Here is a 16860-nt window from a genome sequence, read left to right on the forward strand (position 1 = left end):
CGGACGCCGGGGGCCGCCCACCCGGGTCGGGCTATCTCGGCGTGCCCTCCGGGCCCGGCTCGACCAGCTCCGGCTCGACGCCCTCCCGGCCGCTACCCGCGGGCCGGCGACCGGTGCGGGCCCGCCAGGGGCGGAAGGCGGCCGTCGTCGCGGCGAGCACCGCCAACCCGAGCAGCCACCCGCCGACCACGTCGCTGGTCCAGTGCACGCCCAGCGCGATCCGGCTCAGCCCGGTCACCACCGCGATCAGCACCGCCACGGCCCACAGCGCCCGGCGCAGCGGCCGTCGGTCGCGGGTGAACGGCAGGAAGACCAGCAGCAGGACCCCGGCGGCCAGGGTGGCGGTGAGCGCGTGCCCGGACGGGAAGGAGAACCCGGACGCCCGGGCCACCGGGTCGAGCAGTTCCGGCCGGTGCCGGCCGACCAGCACCTTGAGCAGCACGCCGAGCAGGCCGCCGACGGTCATCGTGGTGACCACCCAGAGCACCAGCCACAATTTGGCCTCCGCGCCGCTGGACGGCGCTCCGGACCGAATGAAGGCCGGGCGGGGGGCCCTGCGGAGCAACAGCCAGACGACCACCGCCCCGGCGGCGACCCGCAGCGGGCCGGGCGCGAAGACGTCGGTCCAGAGACTCATCAGCCGTACCCAGGTCGGGTGGTCGAGGGCGTACCGGTGCAGCGCGTCGGCCACCGCGGCGTCCAGCCGGTACAGCGGTGGCCAGGCGGCCAGCACCAGGAGCGCCAGCAGGGTGAACGGCACCAGCACCAGGAACGCCGCGGCGGCCAGGGTGAGGTGGAGGCCCAGCGAACGGTCCGGGTCGAGGCGGCGGTGGCACCAGGACCGCTCGACCATGTCCGAGGGATTCATCCGCCGACACTACCGAGCAACCGCCCGGCCAGCCCGGCCTTGGGTCAGCGGCGGGCCTGCCGGAACCGGCGGACCACCAACGCGGCACCGATGACCAGGGCGACGAACATGGCGAGGCCGGCCCAGACCTGCTCCGGCGCCGGGTCGGCGACCTCGCCGGCCGGACGGGCCGACCACCGGGCCGGCTGCTTCGGGGCGGTGAGGGTGAACGGGTCGACTCCCGGCCCGGCGGCATCCGAGGTGTCCCGGCCCGAACCGGGTGCCGGGCCGAAGCCCGCCACGCCGGGGGAGTCGTTGTCGTCGAGCGGGTTACCCCCCACCGACGGCACGTCCGCGGTCAGCGCGGCCACCGGATCCACCATTCCGTAGCCGAACCGGTCGTCGCGGCCGGTCGGGCCGAGGTCCCGAGCGGTGCTGATCATCCGGTTGATGACGTCCCCGGCCGACATCTGCGGGTAACGGGCCCGGATGAGGGCGGCGGTCGCGGCGACCAGCGGAGCCGCGAAGCTGGTCCCCTGTACCCGCCAGTACCCGGCGGGCGGCCGGGCCCCGAACAGCGCGGTGGCCGGCGCGGTGAGCACGGTCTGGGAACCGGTGATCGAGCCGGACCAGAGGTTCTGGGTGTCGCGTTCCAGGCCGGCGACGGCCACCACGCCCGGCTCCCGGGCCGGGTACCAGACCTTGGGGCTGTTCGACGTGGCCAGGTTGCCGGTGCAGGCGACCACCACGACGTCCCGGGCGAAGGCGTAGTCGAGGGCCGCGGCCAGGGGCGGGCTGTCCCCGCTGCCGCCGAGGGACAGGTTGATCACGCGGGCGCCGTTGTCGACCGCCCAGCGCACCCCCTTGGCGACGATCATCGCGTCGTCGTAGCGGTTCTCGCCGTCGAGCACCCGGACCGGAAGGATCCGCGCGTCCGGCGCCAGCCCGACCACCCCGCGGTCGTCGTCGGCGCGCCCGGCGATCAGGCTGGCGACCGTGGTGCCGTGCCCCACCGGGTCCGGCCCGTCGGCGCCGTCGGGGGAGACCAGGTCGATGCCGGCAAGCACCCGGCCGGCCAGGTCCGGGTGGGAACCGTCCACCCCGGAGTCGATCACCGCGACCACCACGCCACGCCCGGTCGACGTACGCCACGCGGTCTTCGCCCGCAGCTTTTCGAGCTGCCACTGCTCCTCGCGGATCTGGTCCACCGGCGCGGTCGTGTCCACCGGGGCCAACCAGGCCGGCCGTGCCGTGGCGACCGAACGAGCCGAGGCGGTGTACGTGAGCGGGGGCGCCTGCGCGGGCGGCATCAGCGGACCGGCCACGGTGGCGACGACGGCCATCACGCTGAGCAGCGCGCGACCGGTGACACGCCGGGCCGCGGTCGAAGCTCCCTGCCGATCCCTGGTCACATTCCCCAGCCATTTCATCGCGACCGAAACATGCTGCTCGGAGATTACCGGGTTTCCCGTGCGCCAAGGTGCAAGTCGGTGAAGCCGTCAACCGGGCGGCAGATGGGCCAGTTGCACCAGGCGTACGCCCTCCCGGCGGGTGACCAGGCGGCCCCGGCCGGGAGGCAGCGGGCCGGCCTTCACCTGGCCGACGAGCGGCCCCTCCTCCGGGCCGCCGGACATCACCAGGCCGGGCGTGGAGAGCTCCCGCAGCCGTTGGATGATCGGCTCGAACGAGGTCCGGCCGGCCCCACCGGTGCGGCGGACCAGCACCAGGTGCAGGCCGACGTCCCGGGCGTGCGGCAGGTGCTCCTCCAGCGCGCGCAGCGGATTCGTCGGCCCACCGGCCACCAGGTCGTAGTCGTCGACCAGCACGAACAGCTCCGGGCCGGTCCACCACGACCGGCTGCGCAGCTCGGCCGGGGTGACCTCCGGTCCCGGGAGCCGCCCCTGGAGGTAGCCGGCCGCCGACTCGATCAGCTCGGTGGTGTGCGGCGCCGCCGTGCCGTACCCGATCAGGTGCGGCGTCTCGATCGTCCCCATCAGACTGCGGCGGTAGTCCACCAGCATCACCCGGGCCTGCTCGGGGGTGAACCGGTTGACGACCGAGGTGGCCAGCGCGCGCAGGAACGACGACTTGCCGCACTCGGCGTCGCCGAACACCAGGAAGTTCGGCTCGGTGGCGAAATCCAGCACGACCGGGCGCAGGTCCGCCTCGGCCACCCCGACCGGAAAGGCGAGGCCGCTGGTGGCGCTCTGGTCCAGCTCGGCGTACGGCAGCACCGGCGGAAGCAGCCGCACCCGGGGCGCCACCGGCCCGGACCAGGCCCCGGCGGCCGCCTTGACCAGGTCGGCGGTCTCCGCGCCCAGCCCGGTGATCCGCGGTTCGGCGGTGAGGAAGTGCAGCCCGCCGGCGGTGATCCCGCGTCCAGGTTGCTCCTCCGGCACGGTCGCCGCGACCGCACGCTTGACCACCACCGAGTCGGCCGGGTCGCCGAGGCGCAGTTCCAGGCGGGAACCGAACAGGTCCCGGATCGCCGGCCGGAAGTCCGACCAGCGCAGCGCACTCGCCACCACGTGCACCCCGTACGCCAGGCCCCGGGTGGCCAGCTCGGTGACCAGCGGTTCCAGGTCCTCGTAGTCCTTGCGCAGGGTGCTCCAGCCGTCGATCACCAGGAACACGTCGCCGAATCGGTCGGTGCCGAGCTGCCCGCCGGCCAGCGCCGCGGCCCGCCGCCGTCGCCAGGCCGCCATCGACTCCACGCCCGCCTCGGCGAAGCGCCGCTCCCGCTCGGCCAGCAGGGTGGCGATCTCCCCGACGGTCCGGCGTACGGCTGTGTCGTCGGCCCGCCCGCTCACGCCCCCGACATGCGGCAGGTCGCGCAGCGCGGCGAGCGTCCCGCCGCCGAGGTCGAGGCAGTAGACCTGCGCCTCGGCCGGGGTGTGGGTGAGCGCCAGCGCGCAGATCAGCGTCCGCAGCGCGGTGGATCGGCCGCTGCGCGTGGTGCCGACCACCGCCACGTGACCGGCCGCCCCGTCCAGGGCCAGCCACAACAGGTCCCGGCGCTGCTCGAACGGCTTGTCCACGACGGCCACCGGCACCTGGAGGGCGCCGTGCAGCTCCGGGTTGCCGACGCTGAGCCCGCGTACCGGGTCGGTCGCCACCGGGCCGAGCAACTCGTCGAGGGAGGGTGCTTCGTCCAGCGGCGGCAACCACACCTGGTGCGCCGGCGGCCCCTGCCCGGCCAGCCGTCCGACCAGCAGGTCGAGCAGGCTCTCGGCGGCCTCCTCCGCTGCGGGCGGCGGGGCCGGGGTGGCCGGCTCGGGCACCGGCACGAGATGGGTGGTGAAGGTCAGCAGCCTGGGCGTACCCGCGTCGGCCCCGCCCGCCGGGCCGCCCCGGCGGCGTACCGCGCCGGAGACGTACGCGGCCTTGAACCGGACCAGCGGGTCGGTGCGCGCGCAGGTAGCCGTGCCCGGGGGTGCGGGGCAGCTCGTACGCGTCCGGCACCCCGAGCACCGTTCGGGACTCCAGCGCCGAGAAGGTCCGCAACCCGATCCGGTACGACAGGTGGGTGTCGAGCCCGCGTAGCCGCCCCTCTTCCAACCGCTGGCTCGCCAGCAGCAGGTGTACGCCGAGCGACCGACCCAACCGCCCGATCTGGACGAACAGGTCGATGAAGTCCGGCTTGGCGGAGAGCAGCTCGGAGAACTCGTCACAGATCAGCAGCAGCGACGGCAGCGGGGCGAGCGGGGTGCCGGCGGCCCGGGCCCGCTCGTAGTCGCGCAGGCTGGCGAAGTTGCCGGCCCGGCGGAGCAGCTCCTGCCGGCGCATCAGCTCGCCGTTGATCGCGTCGACCATCCGGTCGACCAGGGGCAGCGCGTCGGCCAGGTTGGTGATCACCGCGGCGGTGTGCGGCAGCCGCTCGAACGGCGCGAAGGTGGCGCCGCCCTTGAAGTCGACCAGGACGAAGTTGAGCTGTTCCGAGCTGTGCGTGGCGGCCAGCCCCAGCACCAGGGTGCGGAGCAGCTCCGACTTGCCGGAGCCGGTCGCGCCGATGAGCAGGCCGTGCGGGCCCATGCCGTCCTGCGCCGACTCCTTGAGGTCCAGCTCGATCGCGCCGCCGTCGGCGCCCACCCCGATCGGCACCCGCAGCCGTTCCCGGGCCGCCCGGGGCGTCCAGCCCTGCTCGGCGGTGAAGCTCTCCGGGTCGCCGATGCCGAGCAGTTCGGGCAGGCCCGGCTCGGCGCCGGGCGGGGCGTCGGGTCCGCGTACCGTGCCGGCGAGTCGCAGCGGGGCGAGCCGGCGGGCGACCGCCTCGGCGTCGGCGAGGGCCAACCCGTCCGCGGTGCCGACCTCTGCGTGCCCCTCGGCGGAGTGCGAGTGCAGCCGGCCGTCGGCCAGGTCGAGCAGGAGGGCGTACCGGTCGAGCAGGCGGGGCGGCGGGGTGTCCAGGTCGAGCACGGTGACCGCGTCGATGCCGCCGTCGCCAACCAGATCGGTGGCCCCGGTCAGGTCGCCCCCGTCCAGCACCACCACCACGTGCGGGCCGTCCGTGGCCGGGCCGACCGGGCTGAACCGGGAGCGGCTGGACAGCACCTCGTCGAGGAGCCGTTCCAGCTCGGCGGCGGAGCTGGTGACCAGCCGGACCGGGCCGAGCGCGTCGGTGCGGCTCGGGTGGTGGGCGTGCGGCAGCCACTTCACCCACTCCCAGAGCGACCGCCGTTCCGGGCCGGCGCAGACCGCGATCAGCAGCTCGTCGGGGGCGTGGAAGACGGCGAGCTGGGTGAGCACGGCCCGAGCCAGCGCCTGCGCGAGGTCAGACGCGCCGAGCTGGGACCGGGCGCGGACGAAGACCCGGGCGAAGCTGCGCAGCGAGAGCGCCACCGGCAGGTCCGGCACCACCGAGTACGCGTCGAGGAAGCGCCGCAGCGCCCCCGCGGTCATCGGCTCCAGTTCCTCGAGCGGTCGGGTGACCGGCGGGACCAGCGGGGTGGCCAGCGTCTGCGGCCCGACCCCCACGCGGACCACGGCGAAGTCCGGGTCGCCCGGCCGGCGCTCCCACACCCGGTGGCTGTGCACCGTCGACCAGAGCCGAGCCGGGTCGGGGTGCCGGTAGTAGAGCCCGGCCCGCTGCGCCGCCGCGGTCTCCCGGACCCGCCGGCGAAGGGTGGTCAGGTGGCGCAGGTACTCCCGGCGGGCGGCCATCATCTCCGACTTCTTCGGGCCCGCGCTGTTCCATGAGGTGACCAGCATCGCCAGCGAGGAGAGCCCGAACATGCCGCCCACCACGTACGAGTAGGCGCCGCCGCCTCGGCCGAACATCATCGCCATCGCCACTGTGCCACCGAGCATGGGCAGCACCATCAGCGCCTGCTGCCAGCGCCCGCCGGGGCCGACGGGGAGCTCCGGTGGTGCCTCGACCGGGAGCTCGCCGGCCGGGATCTCCGGGGCCGGCCGCCGCGGTGGCCGCTTGATGACGACAGTGGACACCCCGGACCCTCCCCGATATGGCTCTTGGTAACCCGAGCCTGGCTCATCGTAGGTAAAGTCCTGTCGTCCGTCAGCCACCGTTCCGTCCGATTTGGAGATAACTCGATGACGACCGGGCTGGCCCGGGTCACGATCAGCGCCCCGCAGCGGCGGGTGGACGTGGCCCTGCCGGAGCAGGTTCCCCTGGCCGAGCTGCTGCCCGACGTGCTCCGGTACGCCGGGGAGGGGCTCGCCGACGACGGCGAACGGCACGGCGGCTGGGTGCTGCGCCGCACCGACGGCGCCGTGCTGGCCACCGCGCAGGCGCTGCGGCCCCAGGGGGTACGCGACGGCGAGGTGCTGCACCTCGTCCCGGCCTCTGGGCAGTGGCCCGAGCTGGAGTACGACGACGTGGTCGAAACGATCGCCGAGGGGGCCCGGCGCCGGGGCGCCGCCTGGTCGCCCGCGGCCACCCGGGTGGCCACCCTGGCCGGGGCGGGCGTGCCGCTGGCCGTGGGGCTGCTCCCCGTGTTGGCCGGCGGGCCCGGGCACCGGGCCGGCTGGCCGGTCGCCACCGCAGTGGCCCTGCTCCTCCTGCTCGCCGCCACCGTCGCCTCCCGGGCGTACGGGGACGGGCCAGCCGGTGCCACCCTCGGCGGGTACGCCCTGCCGTACGCCGCCGCGGCCGGCGCGCTCGCGGTCGGCTCCGGCGACCCGGTCGGCCCGTTCCGGCCGCTGCCCTGGGTGGGCGCGCCCGAGCTGCTGGCCGGCTCGGTGGCGCTGCTGCTGGCGGCGGTGCTGGGGCTGCTCGGGGTGGCGAGCCGGTCCCGGGTCTTCGTGGCCGGCGCCACCGCCGGGGCGGTCGGCGGGCTCGCCGCCCTCGGCGGGCTCTTCCTCGACCCGGCGGGCACCGCCGCGGTGCTGCTGAGCGTGCTGGTCTTCGCGCTCGGCGGGCTGCCGCTGCTGGCCATCCGGCTCGGCAAGGTGCCGCTGCCGCCGATCACCCTGCCCCCCACCACCCCGGCCGGTGGTCCCGACGGCGTCCGCGACCTGCCCGACCGGGACCGGGTGCACGCGGCGGTGGCCAGGACCGAGGAGATGCTCACCGGGATGCTGCTCGGGCACGCCCTGCTGGCGGTCGCCGCCACGGCGGTGCTGGCCACGTCCGGCGGGTGGGCCGGCCGGCTGCTGGCGGCGGTCGGCTGCGCGGTGCTGCTGCTGCGCTCCCGGCTGTTCGTGGCGGTACGCCACCGGGTGCCCACCATTGTCGCCGGCCTGGCCGGGTGCGCCCTGCTCGGCGGTGTGCTCGTCGGCCACACCGGCCCGGGCGGTCGGCTCGCGCTGGCCGTCGGCGGGCCCATCCTGGCCCTGCTCGCCGTCGCGGCCGGCGCCACGTACGCCCGGCGGCCGGTCTCCCCGTACCTCGGGCGGCTGGCCGACCTGGCCGACACCGCGCTGGTGGTCTCCGTGGTGCCGGTGGCCAGCGCGGTGCTGGACCTCTACGACCGGGCCCGTGGTCTGCTCGGCTAGCGGGCGTGCCTCGCGGAGACACGCCCTACCACGCGCGGGCCCGGGACGCTCGGTGGAGCGGCCCGGGCCCGGCTACGTCGAAGATCAGTGCTCGCCGTGCTCGGCGGCATCCTTGGCGCGCTGGAACGAGGCCAGGATCTCGGCCTCGGCCTCGGTGCGGCCCACCCAGGTCGCGCCCTCGACCGACTTGCCGGGCTCCAGGTCCTTGTACACCTCGAAGAAGTGCTGGATCTCCAGCCGGTCGAACTCGCCCAGGTGGTGGATGTCCCGCAGGTGCTCCTGGCGCGGGTCCTCGTAGGGGACGCAGAGGACCTTGTCGTCGCCGCCCTTCTCGTCGGTCATCCGGAACATGCCGATGGTCCGGCAGCGGATCAGGCAGCCCGGGAAGGTGGGCTCGGAGACCAGCACCAGCGCGTCCAGCGGGTCGCCGTCCTCGCCGAGGGTGCCCTCGATGAAGCCGTAGTCGGCCGGGTACTGCGTGGAGGTGAAGAGGGTACGGTCCAGCCGGATCCGGCCGGTCGCGTGGTCCACCTCGTACTTGTTGCGGTGACCCTTCGGGATCTCAACCGTGACGTCGAAATCCATCTCCCACGCTCCCTTTTTTGCCCACGCTGGCTAACGGAAACCAGTGCCGCCGCACCCGGACGGGGGAATCACCCCCCACCGACGCCGGCCGCCGCATAGTGTTCGGACCAAAGTAGTGTCACCCAAGGTGTTTTCGAACGGGGGAGGAGGGGGTCGTGGGGAGGGAAGATTCACACTACCGCCCCGAGAGGGTTGACGGACGCAAGTCCGGCCCTTCCGGTTCCGGTGGTGCCACCGGACGGGTACCGGTCCCCGACGCGCATCTCCCGCGCGTTCCGAGCCGGCCGACCGGCTCCGCCCCCGTCGGCCGTGCCGACCCCCAGACGTACGGCACCGACCCCCGCACCTACGGCACCGACCCTCGGACGTACGGCACCGACCCTCGGACGTACGGCACCGACCCTCGGACGTACGGCACCGATCCCCGGGCACACGGCACCGATCCCCGGGCACACGGCAACGACCCCCGGGCATACGACGCCGACCCCGTGGGCCGGGCCGACCCGGGGTGGTACGGCCCGGGCCCGGCCGCCCCGGTGAGCTGGCCGGCGGATGACGCGCCCGGCGGGGTACCGGTGAGCCCACCCGTCCCGCCGTCCGGGGCCGCCCCGCCCCCACCCCAGCCACCACCGCGCCGTCGCCTCCAACTGGTCGCGGTGCTCTCCGCCGTGCTGGTCGTCGCCCTGGCCGCCGTCGGGCTGGTCGTGGTCCGTCCCGGCCCGGTCGCCGGCTGGCTGGGTGGCGGGGCCGCGCAGAAGGCGAGCCAGCCGCCCGAGCCCGACCCGCCGGCCGTGCTCGTCGGCGCCGACCCCAACGCGCCGCTGCCGACCCCGGAGGGGGTACGTGCCGCGCTCGAACCGCTGGTCCGCGCCGCCGCGCTCGGCGACCGGGTGAACGTGTCGGTGGCCGACGTGGCCACCGGACAGGAGCTGTACGGCCGCGGACAGGACGACCCCACCGTCCCCGCGTCGGTGACCAAGCTGGCGACCGGGGTGGCCGTGCTGGCCGCCCGAGGTCCGGCGTACCGGATCCCCACCCGGGCGGTGGCCGGCGCCGCCCCCGGCGAGGTGGTCCTCGTCGGCGGTGGCGACCCGACCCTCGCCGTCGACAAGAACGGCTTCTACCCGGGCGCGGCCCGGCTCGACGACCTGGCCGGCCAGGTACGCAAGGCGCTCGGCGGCACCGCACCGACGAAGGTGACGGTCGACTCGTCCCTGTTCTCCGGCCCGGTGTACGAGCCCGGCTGGGACTCCGACATCCCGACGGGCGGCTTCGGCGCGGCGATCACCGCGCTGACCACCGACGCCGCCCGGAAGGATCCGGAGGAGGCCCGGAAGAACTTCGACGACACGCACGGCGCGGCCGAGCGGGTACCGAAGCCGGACCTCACCGCCGGCCGGCAGTTCGCGAAGCTGCTCGGGCTCTCCGGCGACGCCGACGAGGTGAAGCCGGGTACCGCGCCCGCCGCCTCCGGTGCCTCGGCCGGGGCGACCTCCGCGCCCGGCACCGAGCTGGGCAAGGTCGAATCACTGCCGATGATCCGGCTGGTCGACATCATGATCAGCGACAGCGACAACGTCATCGCCGAGTACCTGGCCCGGCAGGTGGCGCTGACCAAGGGCAAGCCGGCCTCCTTCGCCGGCGGCGCGGCCGCCACCGACGAGGTGCTCGGCGAGTTGGGCCTGCCGGCCAACGAGATCAGCCTGGCTGACGGCAGCGGGTTGTCCCGGACCGACCGGATCAGCCCGTCCCTGCTCACCGACCTGATCACCCTCGCCGGCAACGGCAGCCACCCGGAGCTGGCGGCGATCTTCGGCGGTCTGCCGGTCGGCGGCTGGTCCGGCACCCTGGACGGCCGCTACCAGAAGGCGGCGACGAGGGCCGGGGCCGGCGTGGTCCGGGCCAAGACCGGCACGTTGACCGGGGTCAACGCGATCGCCGGGCTGGTCACCACCGCCGAGGGCCGGCTGCTCACCTTCGCCGTGCTGACCGACCGGACGACCGGCGGCCTCGACGACACCCGGGAGGCCCTCGACCGGATCAGCTCCGCGCTGGCCGGCTGCGGCTGCCGCTGACCCGTTCCGGCACCGGCGGCCGACGCCGATCGCCAGGCCGCGAGCCGGGGTGGGGGTGTCGCGGCGCGGGTACGGTGGGTTCATGGCGCAGTTCGTGGACTGGGATCTGGCCGCCGCCACCGCGGGGGCGCTGGGCAAGTCGGGCCCCCGGGTGTCGTTCGCCGAGGCCACCGACGTGGTCGGCGCGCTGCGACGACTGACCGAGGAGGCGGCCGGGCACGTGGCCGACTACACCGGCCTCCGGGCCCAGGTCGCCCACCCGCCGGTACGCGTGGTGGACCGCCGGGACTGGGCCGCCGCCAACATCGACGGGCTGCGCGAGGTGATCGGCCCGCTGGTGACCCGCCTGTCCGGCGACAAGCGTCCCGGGCCGCTGGCCGAGGCGATCGGCTCCCGCATCACCGGGGTGCAGGCCGGCACCGTGCTGGCGTACCTCTCCGGCCGGGTGCTCGGCCAGTACGAGGTCTTCGCCGGCGATCCCGGCCAGCTGCTGCTGGTCGCGCCGAACATCGTCGAGGTGGAGCGGAAGCTGCAGGCCGACCCCCGGGACTTCCGGCTCTGGGTGTGCCTGCACGAGGTGACCCACCGGACCCAGTTCACCGCCGTGCCGTGGATGCGGGCCTACTTCCTCAGCGAGGTGCAGGCGTTCGTGGATGCCGCGCAGGGCGGCGAGCACCTGCTGGAGCGGCTACGGCGCGGGGTCGCCACCCTCTCCGACGCGGTGAAGGACCCGAACAGCCGGGCCAGTGTGCTGGACATCGTGCAGACCCCGGCGCAGCGGGCCGTGCTCGACCGGCTCACCGCGCTGATGACCCTGCTCGAGGGGCACGCCGAGTTCGTGATGGACGGCGTCGGCCCGCAGGTGATCCCCAGCGTCGAGTCGATCCGGGCGGCGTTCAACCGCCGCCGGGAGTCCGGCAACCCGCTGGAGAAGGCGATCCGCCGGCTGCTCGGCATCGAGGTCAAGATGCGCCAGTACGCCGAGGGCCGCAAGTTCGTGCACGGTGTGGTCGACCGGGTCGGCATGGCGGGCTTCAACAAGATCTTCGCTTCGCCGCTGACCCTGCCCCGGCTGGACGAGCTGGGTGACCCGGACGCCTGGGTGGCCCGGGTGCACGGGGGGCCGGCCCGCGCCACCCCGGCCGCCGACTGAGCCGCCCACCCTCCATGGCCGTACTAGCCCCACCGGTCGCCGCGGTCCGCGTGGCGGTCCGGCGTGCCCTGCTCGGCGTACGCCCTGATGGGCCGGTCCTGGTGGCCTGCTCCGGTGGGGCCGACTCGCTGGCGTTGGCCGCGGCGACGGCGTTCGTGGCGCCGCGGCTCGGCCTGCGGGCCGGGCTGGTCACCGTCGACCACGGCCTGCAATCCGGTTCGGCACAGCGGGCCGAGTCGGTCGCCCGCTGGGCGGAATCGGTCGGCTTCGACCCGGTACGGGTGGCCACCGTCGCCGTGGCCGGGCGGCCGGGTGGGCCCGAGGCGGCGGCCCGGCAGGCCCGCTACGAGGCGTTGACCGGCATCGCTAGGGCGACCGGTGCGGGTGCGCTGCTGCTCGGGCACACCCGTGACGACCAGGCGGAGACGGTGCTGCTGGCCCTGGCCCGCGGCGCCGGCCCCCGCGGGTTGGCGGGCATGCCGCCTTCGCGGTGGGTCGACGGGGTGTGTCTGCTGCGCCCGTTGCTGGACGTGCGCCGGGAGCAGACCCGGACGGCGTGTGCCGCGCTGGGTCTGACGCCCTGGGAGGACCCGCACAACGTCGACCCCTCGTTCGCCCGCTCCCGGGTGCGGGGAGAACTGCTGCCTGCCCTGGTCCGCGCGCTCGGCCCCGGGGTGGTCGCCAATCTGGCGCGTACCGCGGAACTGGTCGCCGCCGACAACGCCGCGCTGGACGCGCTGGCCGCCGACGCTCTCGCCACCGCGCGGGCGCCGGGCGGCGGACTCGCGGTGGCCGCCCTCGCCGACCTGCCGCCGGCCGTACGCACCCGGGTGCTGCGCGCCTGGGCCCGCGAGCTGGGGGCACCGGGAGGCGCGCTCGCGCACTGCCACATCCGGGCGCTGGACGCGTTGGTCATCGACTGGCGGGGCCAGGGACCGGTCCTGCTACCTGGCGGCATCCCGGTCACCCGCCACGAAGGCGTTCTCGCCGCCTGATAGGTCAGGAAATCGCGGACAAGGCGACAAACAGTATCTGACCGGCGACCAATTTGCGTCAGCTGAAATCTGTCGGCACGTGGCCTCTTCTCAGGGCTCCGCAAGTCAATGCCAACCCGCGGAGTCTCTTATGCGCGGCGGGTCCGGATCGGCTTTGATCTCGGCGACGGCGCCGGCCAAAGATGCTCGCGGAGCACTTTCCTTCTCTTGTTTCCCAGGTGACGATGCCGGGACATCCCGCTCTTCGGAGACTGCCAATGGCGTTGGCATCGCGATGGCGGTCGTCGCCTGGGCCTCCCATCGCGGCGGCGCCCGCCGAGTTCACCGTCGGTGGCCCGATCCCTGTCGATTCTCGCTACACCGCACTGAAGTCGCCGACGAGCCGGCTGGCCGAGACCGACAAGTCGCTGCTCGGCCGTACCGACGGCACCCCCGTGCCGGTTGTCGTCAAGCTGGCCTACGAGATGGCGGGGCACCCGCGTCGATGGCCGGTCGGCGGGTGTTCGGGCAGGGTGGCCCCGGCGCAGCGGACCCGAGCCGCGTACGGCAGGCTAGGACCATGTCCTGGTACGACGCCGACATCGACCACGTGATCATCTCCGAGGCGCAGATCCGCGAGAAGACCGCGGAACTGGCCAAGCAGGTCTCCGCGGACTACGCGCACGTCGAGGACGGCTTGCTGCTCGTCTGCGTGCTCAAGGGCGCGGTCATGTTCATGGCCGACTTCGCCCGCGCGCTGGGCCGCCAGGGGCCCCCGGCCGAACTGGAGTTCATGGCCATCTCCTCGTACGGCCAGGGCACCACGTCCTCCGGGGTGGTCCGGATCCTGAAGGACCTGGACCGGGACATCGCCGGCCGGCACGTGGTGGTGGTCGAGGACATCGTCGACTCCGGGCTGACCCTCTCCTGGCTGCTGCGCTACCTGGAGTCCCGCTCCGCGGCGAGCGTCGAGGTCGTCGCCCTGTTCCGCAAGCCGGACGCGGTCAAGGTGCCGGTACCGGTCAAGTACGTCGGCTTCGACATCCCGACCGAGTTCGTCGTCGGCTACGGCCTCGACTTCGGCGAGCGGTACCGGGAACTGCCCTACGTCGGCGTCCTCAAGCCCGAGGTGTACGCCAGGGCCTGACAACCCCGCCCCCGCACTCCGGGGCCATCAAGCGGACGTACAGCGGGCTCTCAGCCTTTCCGCCTACGGTAGAGGCCGGTGACGTGGAGGCACTCTCCACGCCCAGCCCCTCGAACCGCGTGACCGGGCGTTCGGGTGACCGGGCGAGGAACTCCTCGGCACGCCGGGCCCCAACCCAGGTTCGCCGTACGCGTAAGTGCCGGGCTCGCAAGCTCACATCTGGCTCGAACGGTGTACCGTCGAATGACCGCAACGCGACAGTTGGCGCGCTGCGGGGTCGGGGCCGGCCCGCATGGCGGCTACGGCGCCGCCTGAGGCGGCGACACCATTAAGACGGTCAGGACGTCGATCAGGAGGATGCGGGCGTCTCGATGCCCGACGACAGTATGGAACGTACGCGTTTCTTCCGCCGACCGGTGGTCTGGATCATCCTGGTCATCCTCGGCGCCGTTGTGCTCAGTCAGCTGTTCACGGCTGGTCCCAGTTTCCACCGGGTGGACACGTCGGTGGCGCTCGACCAGCTCCACACCGCCAAGATCAATAAGGTTGTATTCCAGGACAAGGAGCAGACACTCCAGCTGGAATTGGCGCAGAAGACCAAGTTCGGCGACACCACGACCGACCGGATCGAGGCCCAGTTCCCGTACGAGGCGGGCAACGACATCTGGAAGCAGGTGCTCGACGCCAAGGCCGCCAACCGGGTCACCGGCTCGGCCGACGCCAAGGTTTCCTCGGACAGCATCTGGGTCAGCCTGCTGGTCAACCTGCTCCCCATCGTGTTGCTCGTGCTCCTGCTGCTGTTCTTCATGTCGCAGATGCAGGGCGGCGGCTCCCGGGTGCTCAACTTCGGCAAGTCCAAGGCGAAGATGATCACCAAGGACACGCCGAAGACCACCTTCGCGGACGTGGCCGGGGCGGACGAGGCCGTCGAGGAGCTGCACGAGATCAAGGACTTCCTGCAGAACCCGGCGAAATACCAGGCCCTGGGTGCCAAGATCCCGAAGGGTGTGCTGCTCTTCGGCCCGCCCGGTACCGGTAAGACCCTGCTCGCCCGCGCGGTCGCCGGTGAGGCTGGGGTGCCGTTCTACTCCATCTCCGGCTCCGACTTCGTGGAGATGTTCGTGGGTGTCGGCGCCAGCCGGGTCCGCGACCTCTTCGAGCAGGCCAAGTCGAACGCGCCGGCGATCGTCTTCGTCGACGAGATCGACGCCGTCGGCCGGCACCGTGGCGCCGGCATGGGCGGCGGCCACGACGAGCGGGAGCAGACCCTCAACCAGCTCCTGGTCGAGATGGACGGCTTCGACACCAAGGGCGGCGTCATCCTGATCGCCGCCACCAACCGGCCGGACATCCTCGACCCGGCGCTGCTGCGCCCGGGCCGCTTCGACCGGCAGATCCCGGTCGACGCCCCCGACATGGAAGGCCGCAAGGCCATCCTGCGGGTGCACGCCAAGGGCAAGCCGTTCACGCCCGACGTCGACCTCGACTCGGTCGCCCGGCGTACCCCCGGCTTCAGCGGTGCCGACCTGGCCAACGTGATCAACGAGGCCGCGCTGCTCACCGCCCGCAAGGACCAGCGGGCGATCACCAATGACTCCCTGGAGGAGTCGATCGACCGGGTGATCGCCGGTCCGCAGCGCCGGACCCGGGTGATGAGCGACCAGGAGAAGAAGATCACCGCGTACCACGAGGGTGGGCACGCGCTGGTCGCCTGGGCGCTGCCGCACGCCGCGCCGGTGCACAAGGTGACGATCCTGTCCCGGGGCCGGTCGCTGGGCCACACCCTGGTCCTGCCGACCGAGGACAAGTACACCCAGACCCGGGCCGAGATGGTCGACACCCTGGCGTACGCGCTGGGTGGCCGGGCCGCCGAGGAGTTGGTCTTCCACGAGCCAACGACCGGCGCCGGCAATGACATCGAGAAGGCCACCCAGCTGGCCCGGGCGATGATCACCCAGTACGGCATGAGCTCCAAGCTCGGTGCGATCAAGTACGGCACCAGCGGCGACGAGCCGTTCCTCGGCCGCAGCATGGGCCACGAGCGGGACTACTCGGACACGGTGGCCGCCGAGATCGACGGCGAGATGCGGGCGCTGATCGAGCTGGCTCACGACGAGGCCTGGGAGATCCTGGTGGAATACCGGGACGTCCTGGACAACATCGTGCTCGAGCTGATGGAGAAGGAGACCCTCTCCACCGCCGACATGGCCCGGATCTGCGCCCGGGTGGCGAAGCGCCCGCCGATGGCCCCCTACCACGGCTTCGGCAAGCGCCAGCCCTCCACCGAGCCGCCGGTGCTCACCCCGGCCGAGAAGGACGCCCTGAAGGCGCAGGCCCAGGCCGACGGTGCCTCGGTCAGCGGCTCCTCGAACAACTCGGACGGTACGCACTGAACACGGACGCCGCGGCCAGCCCCGACCAGGGGCTGGCCGCCTCGTCGACCGAACCCGACGGTGACGAGGGCCTCGACTACGTCGCCGCGCGTCTGATCAGCGGCAAGCTCACCGGCCGTCCGGTCGAGGAGACCATGGACCTGGCCCGGATCGAAAAGGCCGTCCGGGAGATCCTCATCGCGGTCGGCGAGGACCCGGACCGGGACGGCCTCCAGCAGACGCCGGCCCGGGTCGCCCGCGCGTACGCCGAACTCTTCGCCGGCCTGCGGGTCGACCCGGCGCAGGTGCTCAGCACCACCTTCGAGGCCAACCACGAGGAACTGGTGCTCGTCCGGGACATCGACGTGATGAGCTTGTGCGAGCACCACCTTCTCCCGTTCCGGGGCAGCGCCCACATCGGCTACATCCCCGGGCCGGACGGCCGGATCACCGGCCTGTCCAAGCTGGCCCGGCTGGTCGAGGTCTTCGCCCGCCGCCCCCAGGTGCAGGAGCGGCTCACCTCGCAGATCGCCGACCTGCTGATGAGCAAGCTGGCCCCGCGCGGCGTCGTGGTGGTGCTCGAATGCGAGCACATGTGCATGGCGATGCGCGGCATCCAGAAGGCCGGCGCCAAGACGATCACGTCGGCGGTCCGGGGCACCCTCCAGCACGACGCCAAGTCCCGTGCCGAGGCGATGGCCCTCATCATTCCCCGCTGAGGCGTAAGGAAGGGCCCCTTCTTAACGCCTCCGG

At 73.5% G+C, this 16860-nt stretch carries 10 protein-coding genes and 1 pseudogene; 7 read left to right on the forward strand and 4 right to left on the reverse strand.

Annotated features, from left to right (window positions below):
* Window positions 1–31 precede the first annotated feature (31 nt).
* The 3 genes and pseudogenes from ACNAW0_RS17350 to eccCa form a co-directional block, all read right to left on the reverse strand.
* On the reverse strand, window positions 32–868 hold the full coding sequence (locus ACNAW0_RS17350) for a phosphatase PAP2 family protein (protein ID WP_416288920.1): 837 nt from the start codon (window positions 866–868) through the stop codon (window positions 32–34).
* A 44-nt stretch (window positions 869–912) separates the two neighbouring features.
* Window positions 913–2277 (reverse strand): type VII secretion-associated serine protease mycosin, encoded by a 1365-nt coding sequence (gene mycP / locus ACNAW0_RS17355; RefSeq protein WP_416288921.1) that lies wholly within the window; start codon window positions 2275–2277, stop codon window positions 913–915.
* Window positions 2278–2346: 69 nt separating this feature from the next.
* Window positions 2347–6292: pseudogene (gene eccCa / locus ACNAW0_RS17360) on the reverse strand (type VII secretion protein EccCa).
* 105 nt (window positions 6293–6397) lie between these two features.
* On the opposite strand from eccCa, the gene eccD reads away from it, so the two are divergent.
* Window positions 6398–7801 carry a type VII secretion integral membrane protein EccD gene (gene eccD, locus ACNAW0_RS17365; RefSeq protein ID WP_416288922.1) on the forward strand — a complete coding sequence of 468 codons (1404 nt, stop codon included), beginning with the start codon at window positions 6398–6400 and terminating at the stop codon, window positions 7799–7801.
* 84 nt (window positions 7802–7885) lie between these two features.
* Here eccD and ACNAW0_RS17370 read toward each other — a convergent pair whose 3' ends face one another.
* Window positions 7886–8386, reverse strand: coding sequence for an inorganic diphosphatase (locus ACNAW0_RS17370; RefSeq protein WP_416288923.1), 501 nt, complete (start codon window positions 8384–8386; stop codon window positions 7886–7888).
* Window positions 8387–8961: 575 nt separating this feature from the next.
* Here ACNAW0_RS17370 and dacB point away from each other — a divergent pair.
* The 6 genes from dacB to folE all read left to right on the forward strand — a co-directional run bounded on the left by dacB (window position 8962) and on the right by folE (window position 16826).
* Window positions 8962–10461 carry a D-alanyl-D-alanine carboxypeptidase/D-alanyl-D-alanine-endopeptidase gene (gene dacB, locus ACNAW0_RS17375; protein ID WP_416288939.1) on the forward strand — a complete coding sequence of 500 codons (1500 nt, stop codon included), beginning with the start codon at window positions 8962–8964 and terminating at the stop codon, window positions 10459–10461.
* A gap of 82 nt (window positions 10462–10543) precedes the next feature.
* On the forward strand, window positions 10544–11614 hold the full coding sequence (locus ACNAW0_RS17380; protein WP_416288924.1) for a zinc-dependent metalloprotease: 1071 nt from the start codon (window positions 10544–10546) through the stop codon (window positions 11612–11614).
* A 14-nt stretch (window positions 11615–11628) separates the two neighbouring features.
* Complete coding sequence (gene tilS / locus ACNAW0_RS17385) at window positions 11629–12609, forward strand: tRNA lysidine(34) synthetase TilS (RefSeq protein ID WP_416288925.1); 981 nt, start codon at window positions 11629–11631, stop codon at window positions 12607–12609.
* 559 nt (window positions 12610–13168) lie between these two features.
* The gene (hpt, locus tag ACNAW0_RS17390; protein WP_416288926.1) at window positions 13169–13735 is read left to right on the forward strand and encodes a hypoxanthine phosphoribosyltransferase; all 567 of its coding nucleotides are present in this window, start codon (window positions 13169–13171) and stop codon (window positions 13733–13735) included.
* 386 nt (window positions 13736–14121) lie between these two features.
* On the forward strand, window positions 14122–16128 hold the full coding sequence (gene ftsH, locus ACNAW0_RS17395) for an ATP-dependent zinc metalloprotease FtsH (RefSeq protein ID WP_416288940.1): 2007 nt from the start codon (window positions 14122–14124) through the stop codon (window positions 16126–16128).
* A gap of 32 nt (window positions 16129–16160) precedes the next feature.
* Window positions 16161–16826, forward strand: a complete 666-nt coding sequence (folE, locus tag ACNAW0_RS17400) for a GTP cyclohydrolase I FolE (protein ID WP_416288941.1) — start codon at window positions 16161–16163, stop codon at window positions 16824–16826.
* Window positions 16827–16860: the final 34 nt, after the last annotated feature.

Origin of the sequence: Micromonospora sp. SL1-18 (assembly GCF_047921505.1) — a bacterium.
Lineage (GTDB): Bacteria > Actinomycetota > Actinomycetes > Mycobacteriales > Micromonosporaceae > Micromonospora.

What these genes read in the sequence shown, in the direction of transcription:
- ACNAW0_RS17350 (WP_416288920.1), bottom strand. Translation starts at nt 868, where the DNA reads ATGAATCCCTCGGACATGGTCGAGCGGTCCTGGTGCCACCGCCGCCTC.
- mycP (WP_416288921.1), bottom strand. Translation starts at nt 2,277, where the DNA reads ATGAAATGGCTGGGGAATGTGACCAGGGATCGGCAGGGAGCTTCGACC.
- eccD (WP_416288922.1), top strand. Translation starts at nt 6,398, where the DNA reads ATGACGACCGGGCTGGCCCGGGTCACGATCAGCGCCCCGCAGCGGCGG.
- ACNAW0_RS17370 (WP_416288923.1), bottom strand. Translation starts at nt 8,386, where the DNA reads ATGGATTTCGACGTCACGGTTGAGATCCCGAAGGGTCACCGCAACAAG.
- ACNAW0_RS17380 (WP_416288924.1), top strand. Translation starts at nt 10,544, where the DNA reads ATGGCGCAGTTCGTGGACTGGGATCTGGCCGCCGCCACCGCGGGGGCG.
- tilS (WP_416288925.1), top strand. Translation starts at nt 11,629, where the DNA reads ATGGCCGTACTAGCCCCACCGGTCGCCGCGGTCCGCGTGGCGGTCCGG.
- hpt (WP_416288926.1), top strand. Translation starts at nt 13,169, where the DNA reads ATGTCCTGGTACGACGCCGACATCGACCACGTGATCATCTCCGAGGCG.
- ftsH (WP_416288940.1), top strand. Translation starts at nt 14,122, where the DNA reads ATGGAACGTACGCGTTTCTTCCGCCGACCGGTGGTCTGGATCATCCTG.